Here is a 14929-nt window from a genome sequence, read left to right on the forward strand (position 1 = left end):
TCGCGCCACGCCGTGTCGCCGCCATGGCGTCCGCGGGGTGCGGGTTCGACAATGGGGAGGATGACCGATGACGACCGGCGTACGCGCAGTGGCGAGATCGGGCCCGCCGAGTGGCTCGCCATGAACCGGACCGGCAGCTTCGACTGGGATCTCGACACGGGCACCATCGATGTCGACGAGTCCGGGCTGCTGATCTTCGGCGTGGCCCCGGACGCCTTCGACGGACGGCCGACGTCGATCGTGACGCGTCTGGCGCCCGACGAGCAGCTCAAGCTGGAGGACGTCGTGCGGCAGGCCGTACGCAGCGGCGCGGTCTCGTACACGGCGCACTTCCCCATCCCGCAGGCCGACGGGTCACCCCACTGGACGCACGTGCAGGCGCGGATCCTGCGCTCGCCGGACGGCCGGGCCCGGCGGATCGTCGGCATCGTGCGGGACACGACCGCCGAGGTCGCGCACTTCGCCTTCGTGCAGGAGCTGGAGAAGCGGCGCGAGGTCCAGACGAACATCGTCGAGCGGACGACGAACGCGCTGTCGCGCGCGGTGACCGTGGACGACGTGACCGCCGCCCTGACCGGCCCGGGCGGCCTCGCCCGGCTCGGCGCGGACGGTCTCGCCCTCGGTCTCGTCGAGAACGGCTCGCTCAACCTCATCGCGCTCAGCGGGGAGTCCCTCGACGTCTTCGACGACTTCCGCAGCCGTCGCCTCGACCGGAAACTGCCGCTGGCCGAGGCGGTGCTGAGCGGGCGTCCCCGGTTCGTCTCCTCGTTCCCCTCGCTGGGGCGGGACTTCCCCGAGCTCGCCCCCTATCTGCCGCACCTGGAGTTCCGGGCCGCCTGCTACCTCCCGCTGGTGGCGCAGGCGCGTTCGCTCGGCGGCATGGCCCTGTTCTACCGGGGCCGCACCTCCTTCAACGCCGACGAGCGCAACCTCGCCCTCGGCCTCGCGGCGATCGTCGCCCAGTCGCTCCAGCGGGCGATCCTCTTCGACGAGGAGCGGGAGTTGGCCACCGGACTCCAGGCGACGATGCTGCCGCGCCGGATCCCGCAGTTCGCCGGGGGCGAGATCGCCGTCCGCTACCACGCGGCGTGGAGCGGACGGCAGGTCGGCGGCGACTGGTACGACGTGATCCCGCTGCCGCGCGGCCGGGTCGGGATCGTCGTCGGCGACGTCCAGGGGCACGACACGCACGCCGCCGCCATCATGGGGCAGCTGCGGATCGCCCTGCGCGCGTACGCCGGCGAGGGGCACGCCCCGTCGACCGTCCTCGCCCGGGCCTCCCGGTTCCTCGCCGAGCTGGACACCAACCGCTTCGCGACCTGCACGTACGCGCAGGTGGACCTGGCGAGCGGCACCCTGCGCGCCGTACGGGCCGGGCATCTCGGGCCGTTGATCCGGCACACCGACGGCCGGGTCGGGCAGCCGAAGCTGCGGGGCGGGCTCCCGCTGGGCCTCGCGACCGTGTTCGGCGAGGAGGAGTTCCCGGAGACCCGGCTCGACCTGGTGCCCGGCGAGACGCTGGTGCTCTGCACGGACGGGCTCGTCGAACAGCCCGGCTCGGACATCGAGTCCGGCCTCGCCGCGCTCTCGGGCGCGATCGCCAGCGGCCCGCCGCAGGCGGAGGCGCTCGCCGACCACCTCTCCGAGCGCCTCTGGGAGCGGTGGGGCTCGGGCGACGACGTGGCCCTCCTGGTGCTGCGCCGCAGCCCGGACCCGGGCACGCCCCGGGCGCCGCGCATCCACCAGTACATCCACCAGGCCGATCCGCAGGGCCTGTCGGACGCGCGGGCCGCCGTCGGGCAGGCGCTTCGCGACTGGGGCATGTCGGAACTCGTCGACGACGCCGAGCTGTTGACGGGCGAACTGCTCGTGAACGTGCTGCTGCACACCGAGGGCGGGGCGGTGCTGACGCTGGAGGTGCTGCCTGAGCCGGTGCGGCGGGTACGGCTCTCGGTGCAGGACCGGTCGAGCGCCTGGCCCCGGCGGCGCACCCCCGGCGAGGCCGCGACCTCGGGCCGGGGGATGCTCCTGATCGACGCGCTGGCCTCCCGGTGGGGCGTGGAGCCGCGCGGCGAGGGCAAGGCGGTGTGGTGCGAGATCGGGCCCGCGCAGCTGACGGTCGAATCCGCCCCCGGCGGTGGGTGAGGAGACCGCCGTGGATCCCGTCGCCGCGTTGGACCGCATCGCGTTCCTGCTGGAACGCGCCCAGGCGCCGGGCTACCGGGCGCGTGCCTTCCGGACCGCCGCCACGGCCGTCGCGGCCCTGCCGGAGGGCGAGGCGGCCCGGCGGGCGGCTGACGGCACCCTGGAGTCGCTGAAGGGCGTCGGGCCGAAGACGGCGGCGGTGGTGCGCGAGGCCCTGGAGGGCCGGGTGCCGGAGTATCTGGCGCGCCTGGAGGAGGAGTCGGAGGCCCCCCTGGGGCCGAAGGAGGGGGACGGCCGCGCGGGTGCGGCGTTGCGGGCCGCCCTGCGCGGTGACTGCCATCTGCACTCGGACTGGTCCGACGGCGGCGCCGGCATCGAGGTCATGGGGCGGACGGCGGCGGCGATCGGGCACGAGTGGGCGGTCCTCACCGACCACTCGCCGCGTCTGACGGTGGCGCGGGGGCTGTCCCCCGAGCGCCTGCGGCGGCAACTGGACGTGGTGGCGCGGCTCAACGAGGAGTGGGCGCCGTTCCGGCTCCTCACCGGCATCGAGTGCGACATCCTGGACGACGGCTCGCTCGACCAGGAGCCGGAGCTGCTCGCCCGGCTCGACCTGGTCGTCGGCTCGGTCCACTCGAAGCTCCGGATGGACGCCCGGTCGATGACCCGCCGCCTCGAACGGGCCGTGCGCGACCCGCTGATGGACGTGCTGGGGCACTGCACGGGGCGCCTGGTGGCGGGTGGGCGGCTGCGGCCCGAGTCCGAGTTCGACGCGGAGCGCGTCTTCGCCGCCTGCGCCGAGGCGGGCACGGCGGTGGAGGTCAACAGCCGTCCGGAGCGCCTCGATCCGCCGCGCCGGCTGCTGCGGGCGGCGGTCGCGGCGGGCACGTACGTCGCCGTCGACACGGACGCCCACGCGCCCGGACAACTGGAGTGGCAGATCCTGGGCTGCGCACGGGCCGAGGAGTGCGGGGTCCCGCCGGAGCGGGTGATCAACACCTGGCCGGTCGAGCGGCTGCTGGAGTGGACGCGGGGCTGAGGCGGCCGGAGGAGACTTGTTCCCCAGCTGTCAGGCGCGCTGCCAGACCGTGGTCGCGTTGCAGAACTCGCGGATGCCGTGGCCGGAGAGCTCCCTGCCGTACCCCGAGCGCTTGATCCCGCCGAAGGGGAGCGCCGGGTGCGAGGCCGTCATGCCGTTGACGAAGACGCCGCCCGCCTCCAGGTCGCGGACGAAGAACGCGATGTCCTCCTGGGAGCGCGTCCAGACGTTGGAACTGAGGCCGAACGGGGAGTCGTTGGCGACGGCCACCGCCTCCTCGACGTCCTGGACCGGGTAGACGGTGGCGACCGGGCCGAAGGCCTCCTCGTGGTGGATCCGCATCTCCGGCGTGATGCCGGTGAGGACGGTGGGCCGGTAGTACCAGCCGTTCCGGAGAGCCGGCTCCTCCGGGCGGTGGCCGCCGCAGAGGACGGTGGCGCCCCGCGCGACGGCGTCGTCGACGAGCGCCTCCAGGTCGGCCCGGCCCTGCTCGGTGGCGAGGGGGCCGACGTCGGTGGACTCGTCGAGGGGGTCGCCGACCGTGAGGGCGTTCATGGCGGCGGTGAAGCGCTCCGAGAAGTCGTCGTACACGTCGTGGTGGACGATGAACCGCTTGGCGGCGATGCAGGACTGGCCGTTGTTCTGGACGCGCGCGGTGACGGCGGTCTTCACGGCTCCGACGATGTCGGCGGAGGGCATGACGATGTACGGGTCGCTGCCGCCGAGCTCCAGGACGGTCTTCTTCACCTCGCCGCCCGCGACGGCGGCGACGGACCGGCCGGCCGGCTCGCTGCCGGTGAGGGTGGCGGCCACCACCCGGGGGTCCCGGAGGACGCCCTCGACCTCCCGGGAGCCGATGAGGAGGGTCTGGAAGCAGCCGTCGGGATATCCGGCGCGCCGGAAGAGGTCGCCCAGGTAGAGGGCGGTCCTCGGCACGTTGGAGGCGTGTTTGAGGAGGCCGGTGTTGCCCGCCATGAGCGCGGGCGCGGCGAACCGGATCACCTGCCAGAGCGGGAAGTTCCACGGCATGACGGCGAGGATCGGGCCGAGGGGCCGGTAGTGGACCCGGGCCACGTCGGCGCCCGAGTCCTGGACGTCGCTCTCGGCCGGGTGCTCGTCGGCGAGCAGTTCCTCCGCGTGCTTGGCGTACCAGCGCATGGCCTTCGCGCACTTGGCGGCCTCCGCGCGGGCGGCGGCGATCGGCTTGCCCATCTCGGTGGTCATCGTGCGGGCGATGTCCTCGGTGTCCTCGTCGAGGAGGGCCGCGGCGGCGCGCAGGAGCCGGGAGCGCTCGGCGAAGGAGGTCGTGCGGTACTGGCGGTACGCCTCGTGCGCGGCGGCGATGCGCCGCTCGACCTCCTCGGGCCCGTGGGCCTCGTAGGTGCGCAGCGTCTCACCCGTCGCGGGGTTCACGGTGGCGATGCCCATGACGTGCCTCCTTCTGCCCTGGGTCCTGTCCGTAACCTTTCCCCCTCCGGCCGTCGGCGCAACAGGGGCGGGGCGGTGGGGTGACCCCGGCCGATCGGCCGGAGCGGGGCCGGTCCCAGGGATGCGCGATCCGGAGTATTCGGGAGGATGGGCACAGAGGCATCCGCACGGAGCTCACGAGCGGGCATCCCCACGGAGCCCACGAACGAGAGGCATTCGTCATGGCTGTTTCCAGCACTCCGATCGGGCTCACCCGGGGCGCGCACGTCGGGATCTCGGTCTCGGACCTGGACGTGGCGATCGATTTCTACCAGGCCCTGACGGGTCGGCCGCCCGTCGCGCAGGGGACCATGCACAGCGTGCGCTTCGGCAACTCGCAGGGGCTGCCCGATGCGAACCTGCGGTACGCCACGATCAACATCGACGGCCTCGGCATCGACCTGATCGAGTTCCAGGACCCGGTGGGCTGGCGGACGAACGGAGCGGCGAACCGTCCCGGGTCCATGCACCTGTGCTTCAAGGTCGACGACTTCGACGCCGTGTACAAGCGCATGAAGGAGGCCGGTTACGACTTCCTCGGCGAGGACTACACGTTCCTCGCGGGCGAGGTCACCCCGGACGCGGCCCTCGGCACCAAGGTGGCCTATTTCAACGACCCCGACGGAACCAACCTGGAGATCATCGAGCCCAAGGGCGGGTTCGCCAACTAGGACCCCGGTCCGAAGGGCGAGTCCTAGTTGGCGAAAACCCGTTGGCGGATCACGGCGGCCGCTGCTAGTTTCCCGGAGGCCGTGCGAAGGAACGAGGAGGTGGTACCCGTGAACGCAGTATCGACATGGGTGCTCCCCTCCGGGGTCACGGTCGGGCGATAGGTCGTCGTCCGGGAGCGCCGCATCCAGAGCACTCCCGAAAGGCACGACCATGCGTTTCACTTCCGAGCGGCACCTCGACGACGGTGTCCTCGAACGCGAATTCGCCCTCGACGAGATCCCCGGCCTCCTGTGGACGCCCCCGTCCGCGTCCGCACCGGTGCCGCTGATCCTGCTCGGCCACCCCCCGCTCGGGCTGCGCACGATGTACCCCCGACTGGTGGACCGGGCCCGGAGCGCCGCGGCGGACGGCTTCGCCGCGGCCACCATCGAGCTCCCCGGAAGCGGCGACCGGCCCCGCCTGCCCGCCGCCGAGCAGGCCCGCGCCGAGCTGCGCCGGGTCATGGAGGCCGGCGAGCCGGTCACCGACGAGATCGTCGACGCCCTCATCCTCCCGCTCGTCGACCGGGCGGTCCCGGAATGGCGGGCCGCCCTGGACGCCCTCCTGACGCTGCCCGGGCTCGGCGGCCCGGTCGGGTACTCGGGGGGAGTGATCTCCATCGGCGTCCGCCTCGCGGTGGTCGAGCCGCGCATCGCGGCCGCCGCGCTCTTCGCCGGGAGCTTCGTGCCGCGCTCCGTGTTCGAGGAGGCCCGCCGGGTCACCATTCCGCTGCACGTCCTGCTGCAGTGGGACGACGAGGGGAACGACCGGCAGGCGTCCCTGGACCTGTTCGACGCCTTCGGCTCCGCGGAGAAGTCCCTCCACGCCCACATGGGCGGACACACCGGCGTCCCGCGGTTCGCGGGGGACGCCGCGGCCCGGTTCTTCACCCGGCACCTGAGGTGAGGCCGCGTCCTTCACCAGGCACCTGAGGTGGGGCCGCGTCCTTCACCAGGCACCTGAGATGAGGCCGCGTCCTTCACCAGGCACCTGAGGTGAGGCCGCGTCCTTCACCCGGCACCTGAGGTGGGACCGCCCGGCTCCCAGGTCCTGGCCCGGAACCTTCCGGACCCTGGCCCGGAGCCGTCCGGATCCTGGCTCGGAACCGCCCGGACCCTGCCCCGGAGCCGTCCTGCCCGGACGCGCACCACGCGCGTCCGGGCCGGGCGGTGGGCCGCCGCGGGCGGTGTCGGGCGGAGCCCCGGACGGTGTCGGGGCGTTCGGGGTCAGGGGGCCTCCGGGGCGCGGCCGGCCGTCAGCCAGGTCAGGGCTCCCCTGAGGTGGGCCCGGAAGGCGGGGTCGCCGTAGGTTTCCGGCGCGTGCCCCAGGGCGGTGAAGAAGAAGCGGCCCCGGTCGATCTCCCGGCACCAGACCAGCGGGTGGTCGGCGCCGTGGGTGCCGCCCCGGTACGCGGTCTCGTCGGCCCGGGCCAGGACCCGTACGGGCCGCCCGGAAGTCCGGGGGTCCGAGGTGAAGTTGTACCACTCGTCCGTCCACTCCCAGCGCTCCGGAAGCGGGGCGGTCGCCGGGTGTTCCCGGTCGTCGACGAGCACCGCGCCCGGCTGGATCTCCGGGTGCCCGTCGAAGCGGGTGCCGAGCAGTTCGCCGTAGAAGGGCCAGTCGGGTTCGGCGTTGGCGGCCGCGTGGACGGCGAGGAGGGAACCGCCTCCCCGGAGGTACGCCTCGAAGGCCGCACGCCCCTCGGGCGTCAGGATGTTCCCCGTCGTGGAGAGGAGGACGACGACGGCGCACCCCTCCAGGCGCTCCGGCGCGAAGGCCGCCGGGTCCTCGGTGACCTCGGCCGTCCGGCCGAGTTCCGCCGCCAGTTCGACGAGGGCGGCGGCGCCGGCGGGGATCGAGTCGTGGCGGTATCCCGCCGTGCGGGTGTGGACGAGGACGTCGGCGGTGGTCACGCGAAGGGCTCCAGGGCGGGTGGCGAGGAAGCGCGGGCGGGTTCGACAGCGAGGAGAAAGCGCTTTCCCCCCTCCCCGCCCGCGACCGTAGCCACCGAAAACCGCGGGCCGCAACCCCGCCCGCTCCTGCACACTGCCCGGATGACACCCCTTCACGATCATGCCCGGCTGGCCCTCGCCCATGTCGCCGCACGCTCCACCGGCGATCCGCTCGCCCCCGACCTGCGGGTCACCCTCAACTTCCATCCGCACTTCCTGCACCGGCTCGCGGACGAGGGGGTCTACCGCTCCCAGTTCGTCACCGGCACCGGCAACGGCGGGCTCACCGCCCGCCCCGGCGGAGACCGCTGGCGCTGGGAGAGCCGCATCTTCGGTGGGGCGTACGACGGGGCTCCGGCGGAGACGCGTCCGGTCTACGGCGCGCTCGACTTCCGCCGCCGCCCCTTCGGCGCCGCACCCCGCTTCGGCTCCGCCCATCTGCGGCTCACGGCGGCCGCCGTGGAGCGCGCGACCTTCTGCTACCCCGACAGCTTCCTGGAGCCCGGCGACTTCGGCGTCGCGTCCCGGATGCGGCTGATCGCCCTCGCCGAGGCCGACGAGAAGGATCCGCTCGACGACTACATCGAGGCCCAGGTCCACGGACCGGTCGTGATCGGACGGGACGTGGAGGCGCTGGTCCTGGACCCGAGCCACCGGGGCACGGAGGTGGAGGAGGCGGCGCGGCGGCTGCCCTGCCCGGTGGAGTGGCACGGGGGTTTCCGCGTCTCCGTCGACGAACTGCGGCGTCACCCCGACTTCCGGGGGCCCGAGTACGTGGAGCTGGCGGCCCGGATCGCCGTCGACGGCCGGCTCGACCCGCGGATCGTGCAGGAGGCGGCGGAGTCGGGGCGGTACGACCCGCAGGACGTGAAGAAGGTCTGGCACTGCCTGGCCCGCTTCGGAGCCCCGACGGGCTGAGCGGGACCCCGGTCCGGACCCGTACGCCGAGGCCCCGCGCCGTACGCCGGAACGGCGCCCGGCCCGGGCGCCGGCTGAGCCGTACGCCACACCGACTCCCGATGCATTGGCGTATCGGATACATCTCTGTATCTTTTGGCGCGCCGTGCACACCCACGCGTCCCGCTCACCGAGGAGCCGCCATGAGCACCGTGCCGCCTGCGATCGCCGCCGCCGTCGGGCCCCTGCCCGAGGGGGCCGTCGTCCCGCTGCCGCCCACCTTCGAGTCCGTCGAGGAGGAGCGCGCGTACCGCAAGGAACAGCTCGCCGCCGGGTTCCGGATCTTCGGGAGGTTCGGCTTCTCCGAGGGCGTCGCCGGACACATCACCGTCCGCGACCCGGGCGACCCGAACGCCTTCTGGGTCAACCCGTTCGGCATGAGCTTCACCCAGATCAAGGCCTCGGACCTGATCCTGGTCGACCACGAGGGGAACGTCCTCGAAGGGCGCCGGCCCGTGAACCGGGCCGCGTTCGTCATCCACTCCCGGGTCCACGCCGCCCGCCCCGACGCGGTCGCCGCCGCGCACTCGCACTCCCTGCACGGCAAGGCCTTCTCCAGCCTCGGCATCCCGCTCGACCCGATCACCCAGGACGCCTGCGCGTTCTTCGAGGACCACGGGATCTACGACGACTACCGGGGCGTCGTGAACGAGACCGAGGAGGGCGAGCGGGTCGCCAAGGCCCTCGGTGACCACAAGGCGGTCATCCTCAAGAACCACGGACTGCTCACCGTCGGCCACTCCGTCGCCGAGGCCGTGTGGTGGTTCGTCACCATGGAGCGCTCCTGCCAGGCGCAGCTCCTCGCGATGGCGGCGGGCACCCCGCAGCTCATCGACCGCGAGACGGCCCTCCTCACCCGGGGGCAGATCGGCGGACACCTGGCCGGGTGGTTCCAGGCGCGTCCCCTGTGGGATCAGATCACCGCGTCCGACCCCGACCTCTTCGACTGACTCCCGGGCCGGCCGGAGGCGCCGGGGAGCTCACGCGTCGCCGCCTCCAGGAGCGGGACGAGGAACTGCCGTTCCAGGGTGCCCGGCGGCAGTTCGGCCGGCTCCACGTAGCTCTGCGCGAGACCGCCCTCGCGCAGGGCGATGAGGAGGCGGGCGAACCGGTCGGCGGTCACGGTCAGTTCGCGTCCGGCGCGGCGCAGCACGAGGGTGAGGCCGCGGGCGATCTCGGCCCGCAGCCGCTCGTCGTGGCGCGCGAGCACCCAGGCGGCCTGCGGGTCGCGGATGGCGTGCAGGGTGAACTCGGTGGTGACGAGATACCACTCCCGCTCGTCCGGTTCGACGCGGGCGGCGAGCTCCGCGAGCCGGGGCAGGGTGTACTCCTCGGGCGACAGCGCGTCGATGGCCTCGGCGAGGCGCCGTACGGTCCGCTCGCTGTGCTCGTCGAAGAGGGCGAGGAAGAGCTCTTCCTTGCTCGCGAAGTTCGAGTAGTACGCGCCCCGCGTGTAACCGGCGCGCTCGCAGATCTGCTCGATCGTCGTCGCGTGGAAGCCGTGCTCGGCGAAGGTCTCCAGTGCTGCCTTCAGGAGCGCCGCGCGGGTGCGGGGCCGCCGCCTGGTGACACCTTTCGGCACGGATGCGTCCTCCTCGTCAGACAGGCCCTGAGGCCGCTCGCGCGGCGGACGCCCACCTTACCGGCGTCTCCTTCCCGGGCGGCGATCAGCGGCGGCGGATAAAATTCATGCATGGCAGAGCGGCCCGTCGTGCCCGCGGCGCCCGATCTGATCCTTGAGATCGACGGGGACGCGACGCTCATGAACCCGAGTCGCGTCTATCGCATCGGGCGCGACCCCACCAGCGACATCGTGCTCGCGGACGCCCGGGCGTCCTGGCACCACGCGGTGCTCAGCGCCGTCGGCGGCCACTGGACCCTGGCGGACGAGGGCAGTACGAACGGCACGTTCGCGGACGGCCTGCGGGTCGCCCGGGCGCGGGAGGTCGGTCCCGGGACGGTCGTACGGTTCGGGCACCCGGCCGACGGACCGCGCGCGGTCCTCTCGACCGGCGCCCCGCCCCGGCCGGCGGAACCCCGCGACGTACCGGATTCCGTACGGGAGACCCCGCCGGACTCCGTACGGGAGGCCTCGCCGGAGCCCGGACGGGAAGCCGCGCCCCCACCAGCGCCCCCGCCGGAGCCCGTGCGGGAGGCCCCGTCGGAGGCCGTACCGGAAGACGCACGGCGGGCCCCACCACCGTTTTCGCCGGAGCCTGTACGGGAAGCCGCGCCCCCGTCACCGCCTCCGTCGGAGCCCGTGCGGGAGGCCCCGCCGGAGCACCGGTCCGAGGCCCCGCCCGCCCCGGCCCCCGTCCCCGGCCCCGTGCTCGGGTCCGAGGTGCTCCGGCCGCCGTCCGTCTCGCATCCCGCCATGACCGGCACCTTCCGGCAGCCGACGTCCGTGCGGCCGCTGCCGGCGCACACCGTCCGGATCGGGCGCGCCCCCGACAACGACGTGGTCGTCGCCGACCTGATCGTGTCCCGGCGGCACGCCGAGCTCCGCGCCCACCCCGACGGCACCTACTGGATCCACGACCTCGGCAGCCACAACGGCACCTTCCTCAACGGCGCTCCCGTCGTGGACGCCCGTGTGACGGCGGAGGACATCGTCGGCATCGGCCGGTCCGCGTTCTGTCTGATCGGCGGGCAGCTCGTCGAGTTCACGGACACCGGCGAGGTCTCGCTCGACGTCCGGTCGCTCGCGGTGACCGTCGACCACGGACGCAAGACCCTCCTCGACGAGGTGTCGTTCCCGGTGGGCGAGAAGTGCCTGCTCGCGGTCGTCGGCCCGTCCGGGGCCGGGAAGTCGACGCTCCTGAACGCGCTCACCGGCCAGCGCCCGGCCGACCGGGGCACGGTGCTCTACGACGGCCGTGACCTCTACCGGGACTACGCCGAGCTGCGCCAGCGCATCGGGCTCGTCCCGCAGGACGACATCCTGCACCTCCAGCTCACCGTCCGCCGGGCCCTCGGGTACGCCGCCGAACTGCGCTTCCCCGAGGACACCGTGGCGGCCGAGCGGCAGGCCCGGGTCGACGAGGTGATCCGGGAACTCGGGCTCGTGGAACGCGCCGACCAGCCGATCCACAGCCTCTCCGGCGGCCAGCGCAAGCGGGTGAGCGTCGCCCTCGAACTGCTCACCAAGCCCTCCCTGCTCTTCCTGGACGAGCCGACCTCCGGGCTCGACCCGGGCATGGACCGCTCCGTGATGCACATGCTGCGCGGACTCGCGGACGACGGCCGCACGGTCGTCGTGGTCACGCACAGCGTGCTCAGCCTGGACGTGTGCGACCGGCTGCTCGTGCTCGCGCCGGGCGGCCGGGTCGCGTACTACGGGCCGCCCGGCGACACGCTCGGCTTCTTCGGCTTCGAGCAGTGGCCGGAGGCCTTCGAGGCCTTCGAGAACGACCGGGACCGCGACTGGGCCGGACAGTACCGGGCCTCCCGCTTCCACCGCCGGTACATCGCGGACGCGACGGCCGGCCCCGACGTCCCGGGCCGCGCGTCCGGCTCCTCCGTCCCCGCCTCCGCGGGCGGGGCCGTGGCCGGGGAGCCCGCTCCCCCGCCGAAGGCGCAGAGCTGGGGCTCCCAGCTGCGGACGCTCGTCCGCCGGTACGCGGCGGCGCTCTCCGCCGACCGGACCTTCCTCGCCATCATGATCGCGCTGCCGTTCGTGATGGGCGCGATGGCCCGGGCGCTGTCCGAGGGCAGCCTCAACCCCGAGTCGACGCTGAACGTGCTGCTCATCCTCTGCGTGGGCGGTGTCCTCACGGGCTCGGCGAACGCCGTGCGCGAGCTGGTCAAGGAGCGCTCGATCTACCGGCGCGAGAGAGCCGTCGGCCTCTCCCGCTCCGCCTATCTCGCCTCGAAGGTGGTGGTCCTCGGACTGATCACGGTCGTGCAGGCGGTGGTCCTGACGCTGGTCGCGCTGATCGGCGTACCGCTGAACGTGCCCGGCGGCAAGGGCGTCCTGATGCCGCCCCTGGTGGAGATCACCCTCGCCGTCGCGCTGCTCTCCTTCACGGCGATGATGCTCGGCCTGCTGGTCTCGGCGCTGGTCCGCAAGGAGGAGGTGACGATGCCGCTGCTCGTCCTCATCGCGATCGTGCAGGTGGTCTTCTGCGGGGCGCTCCTGAAGGTGCGCGGCACGCCCGTCCTGGAGCAGCTGGCCTGGCTCGTGCCCTCGCGGTGGGCGTTCGCGGCGATGGGCGCGACGATCGACATCGGGAAGATCGCGCCGAGCGAGAAGACCGCCGATCCGCTGATGCGGCACACGGCGGAGGCCTGGCTGTTCGACATGGGCGTCCTGGTGGTGCTCTGTCTCGTCCTCGGCCTGCTCGTGGCACGGCTGCTGCGCCGCCACGAGCCCGTCGTGATGCGGAGGTAGGTCCGTGAGCTCTCCCCCGGTGGAGGTGCGGCCGTGAGCGTCCCCGTGTCCGAGTACGACGTGCCCGACTTCCGGCCCACCCATGTGGTGCCGCGCTCCGGGCTCTCCGCCTGGGAGGCGCCCGACCCGACGCTGCCCACGGTGCCCCTCGACGCCTTCCTGCCGGTGCGGCTCGTGGAGCGGGCCGGCGACTGGGGGCGGGTGCTGTGCTCCAACGGCTGGACGGCGTGGGTCGACGCGCGCCTCCTCGTGAGCGTGCCCGACGACCCGCCGGCGGCGGGCGGGCCCCTCACCAGGACCGCCGATCCCCGGCCGCTCATCGCGCGCGCGGAGGACGCGCTGGGCCGCTACCGGCGGGCGGCGGAGGAGCTGGGCGGGGGCAGGCTCGACGGCGAGGGCTTCCGGCTGCGGACCCGGGGCCTGCGGGTCGGCATGGTCGTCGACGGCGAGTCGGTGTGGCTGTACGACGCGGAGCACGAGCGCTGGGTGTACTGCGACGGCGTCGGACTCAGTACGTACGCGGCCTCGGCGGCGCCGTCGGCCGTCCCGCCCATGGAGGCCGATCCGTCCAGGAAGGCCGATCCGTCCGGGAAGGCCGCCTCGCCCGAGGCGCCCGAGGGCGGACGGGCGGGCACCGCGCCCCCGGCGCACGAGCCGACCCAGGTGGTGCTGCGCGGCGACCCCGCCGTCGCCGCCGGGCCGCCGCCGACCCAGGTGGTCGAACGGCCCCCGGGACCGGAGGGTGAGGGCTGATGACCGGCGCGGCGGGCGGGGACCCGGAGATCCCGGCGGGCCGGCCCTCGGGTCTGGTCGGCAAGGAGATCGCGGGCTACCGGGTGGAGGGCGAGATCGGGCGCGGCGGCATGGCGGTCGTGTACCGGGCCCGGGACCTGCGCCTCGACCGTACGGTGGCGCTGAAGCTGCTCGCCCCGGAGCTGGCCCGCAACGACACCTTCCGCAAACGCTTCGCGCACGAGTCGCGGGTGGCCGCCTCGATCGACCACCCGCACATCGTGCCGGTCTTCGAGGCGGGCGAGACGGAGGGCGTGCTGTACATCGCCATGCGGTACGTGGCGGGGCAGGACCTGGTGGCCCTGCTCGACCGCGAGGGGCCGCTGCCGCCGGTGAAGGCGGGCCGGATCGCGGTGCAGGTGGCCTCGGCGCTGGACGCGGCACACGCGCACGACCTGGTGCACCGGGACGTGAAGCCCGGCAACATCCTGGTCGCCGAGGGCACCGACGGCGACCATCCGGAGCACGTCTACCTGACCGACTTCGGACTGACGAAGAAGTCGCTGTCCCTCACGGGCTTCACGACGGTGGGCGAGTTCGTCGGCACCCTCGACTACGTGGCGCCCGAGCAGATCTCCGGCAAGCCGGTGGACGGCCGGTGCGACGTCTACAGCCTGGCGTGCGTGGTCTTCGAGACCCTCGTGGGGGCGCCGCCGTTCCGCCGCGACAACGACTGGGCGGTGCTGTGGGCGCAGCAGTACGATCCGCCGCCCCCGCTCTCCGAGGTGCGGGCGGGGCTGCCCGCGGCGGCGGACGCGGTCTTCGCCAGGGCGCTGGCGAAGACCCCCGAGGAGCGGTACGGGACGTGCCTGGAGTTCGTCGCCGAACTGCGCGCCGCCCTGACGGACGCGCCCGCCGCCGGGGGCCCGGTGGCGCCCCGGGGCCCCCGTCCCCTCGGCGCGCCGCCCGCCCCGCCCGCCTGGGCGCGCCCGGTCTTCCACGAACTGGACCCGGGCGGGGCGGGCTGAGGGGGCCGGGCGGGAGCTGATGCTGTACGTGGGGCGGCGATCACGCGACCGTCACCACCGGACCACCGGGCCCCCCGACGGGCCGACGCCCCCGCCCACCTCCCGCGCCCTACGGGGCGGCTCCCCCTGCCCATGTGCGCCCGCGCCCGCCGGGGCGGTGCCCCCGCGTGTGGGGCCCGCGCCCTGCGGGGCGGCGCCCCTCCCGCCCACCCCCGCGTGGGGCCGCGCCCGTGCTGGGCGTTGCCCCCCTGCCCGTGCGGGGCCTGCGCCCGCCGGGGCGGTGCTCCCGCCCACCCGCCCGTGTGGGCAATCGTTCCGCTGGGGCGGGACGGGTGGGCACACGGGACGGCGCCCTTAAGCGGCGCCTCCGCGTTCCGCGCCTGGACCCGCACCCCGTGTGCGGCACACAGCCTGGTGCGGGTCCAGGCACAGCAGCCTCGGGCGCCGGCAGGGCGCGGGTCCGTTGTGCCCACCCGTTCCGCCCCAGCGGAACGATTGCCCACAACGG

12 protein-coding genes are annotated in these 14929 nt (G+C 74.0%); 9 read left to right on the plus strand and 3 right to left on the minus strand.

Going from position 1 to position 14929, the window contains the following annotated elements:
* Nucleotides 1-60: 60 nt before the first annotated feature.
* Complete coding sequence (locus ACIGW4_RS37275; RefSeq protein ID WP_359587772.1) at nucleotides 61-2145, plus strand: SpoIIE family protein phosphatase; 2085 nt, start codon at nucleotides 61-63, stop codon at nucleotides 2143-2145.
* Between the two features lie 10 nt (nucleotides 2146-2155).
* The gene (locus tag ACIGW4_RS37280; protein ID WP_399586072.1) at nucleotides 2156-3184 is read left to right on the plus strand and encodes a PHP domain-containing protein; all 1029 of its coding nucleotides are present in this window, start codon (nucleotides 2156-2158) and stop codon (nucleotides 3182-3184) included.
* Between the two features lie 30 nt (nucleotides 3185-3214).
* On the opposite strand, the gene ACIGW4_RS37285 is transcribed toward ACIGW4_RS37280, so the two are convergent.
* Complete coding sequence (locus ACIGW4_RS37285; RefSeq protein ID WP_123458440.1) at nucleotides 3215-4612, minus strand: NADP-dependent succinic semialdehyde dehydrogenase; 1398 nt, start codon at nucleotides 4610-4612, stop codon at nucleotides 3215-3217.
* Between the two features lie 221 nt (nucleotides 4613-4833).
* Between ACIGW4_RS37285 and ACIGW4_RS37290 the strand changes: the two genes are divergently transcribed.
* Both ACIGW4_RS37290 and ACIGW4_RS37295 read left to right on the plus strand, forming a co-directional pair.
* Nucleotides 4834-5322 carry a VOC family protein gene (locus tag ACIGW4_RS37290; protein WP_398709971.1) on the plus strand — a complete coding sequence of 163 codons (489 nt, stop codon included), beginning with the start codon at nucleotides 4834-4836 and terminating at the stop codon, nucleotides 5320-5322.
* 211 nt (nucleotides 5323-5533) lie between these two features.
* On the plus strand, nucleotides 5534-6268 hold the full coding sequence (locus tag ACIGW4_RS37295; protein ID WP_399586075.1) for an alpha/beta hydrolase: 735 nt from the start codon (nucleotides 5534-5536) through the stop codon (nucleotides 6266-6268).
* A gap of 320 nt (nucleotides 6269-6588) precedes the next feature.
* On the opposite strand, the gene ACIGW4_RS37300 is transcribed toward ACIGW4_RS37295, so the two are convergent.
* Nucleotides 6589-7275, minus strand: coding sequence for a ThuA domain-containing protein (locus tag ACIGW4_RS37300; protein WP_359587777.1), 687 nt, complete (start codon nucleotides 7273-7275; stop codon nucleotides 6589-6591).
* A gap of 141 nt (nucleotides 7276-7416) precedes the next feature.
* Here ACIGW4_RS37300 and ACIGW4_RS37305 point away from each other — a divergent pair, with 141 nt between their 5' ends.
* Both ACIGW4_RS37305 and ACIGW4_RS37310 read left to right on the plus strand, forming a co-directional pair.
* Nucleotides 7417-8232: a DUF3626 domain-containing protein gene (locus ACIGW4_RS37305; RefSeq protein ID WP_398709975.1), complete on the plus strand. Its 816-nt coding sequence runs from the start codon at nucleotides 7417-7419 to the stop codon at nucleotides 8230-8232.
* A gap of 182 nt (nucleotides 8233-8414) precedes the next feature.
* Entirely contained in the window at nucleotides 8415-9221 is an 807-nt protein-coding gene (locus tag ACIGW4_RS37310; RefSeq protein ID WP_123458445.1) for a class II aldolase/adducin family protein, read from the plus strand.
* Here the strand turns inward: ACIGW4_RS37310 and ACIGW4_RS37315 are convergent.
* Nucleotides 9185-9853 carry a helix-turn-helix domain-containing protein gene (locus ACIGW4_RS37315; protein ID WP_359587778.1) on the minus strand — a complete coding sequence of 223 codons (669 nt, stop codon included), beginning with the start codon at nucleotides 9851-9853 and terminating at the stop codon, nucleotides 9185-9187. The genes ACIGW4_RS37310 and ACIGW4_RS37315 overlap by 37 nt on opposite strands.
* Nucleotides 9854-9964: 111 nt before the next feature.
* Between ACIGW4_RS37315 and ACIGW4_RS37320 the strand changes: the two genes are divergently transcribed.
* From ACIGW4_RS37320 to ACIGW4_RS37330, 3 genes are read left to right on the plus strand one after another with little or no spacing between them, the layout of a single operon-like run.
* Nucleotides 9965-12661 (plus strand): FHA domain-containing protein, encoded by a 2697-nt coding sequence (locus ACIGW4_RS37320; protein WP_399586080.1) that lies wholly within the window; start codon nucleotides 9965-9967, stop codon nucleotides 12659-12661.
* Nucleotides 12662-12694: 33 nt separating this feature from the next.
* Nucleotides 12695-13414: a hypothetical protein gene (locus ACIGW4_RS37325; protein WP_399586083.1), complete on the plus strand. Its 720-nt coding sequence runs from the start codon at nucleotides 12695-12697 to the stop codon at nucleotides 13412-13414.
* A complete protein-coding gene (locus ACIGW4_RS37330) occupies nucleotides 13414-14421 on the plus strand; it encodes a serine/threonine-protein kinase (protein WP_398709980.1) in 1008 nt (335 codons plus the stop codon). The genes ACIGW4_RS37325 and ACIGW4_RS37330 overlap by 1 nt, the downstream gene beginning before the upstream one ends.
* The last annotated feature ends 508 nt before the right edge of the window (nucleotides 14422-14929 follow it).

The organism is Streptomyces sp. NPDC053513 (genome assembly GCF_044544765.1).
Classification (GTDB): Bacteria; Actinomycetota; Actinomycetes; order Streptomycetales; family Streptomycetaceae; genus Streptomyces; species Streptomyces litmocidini.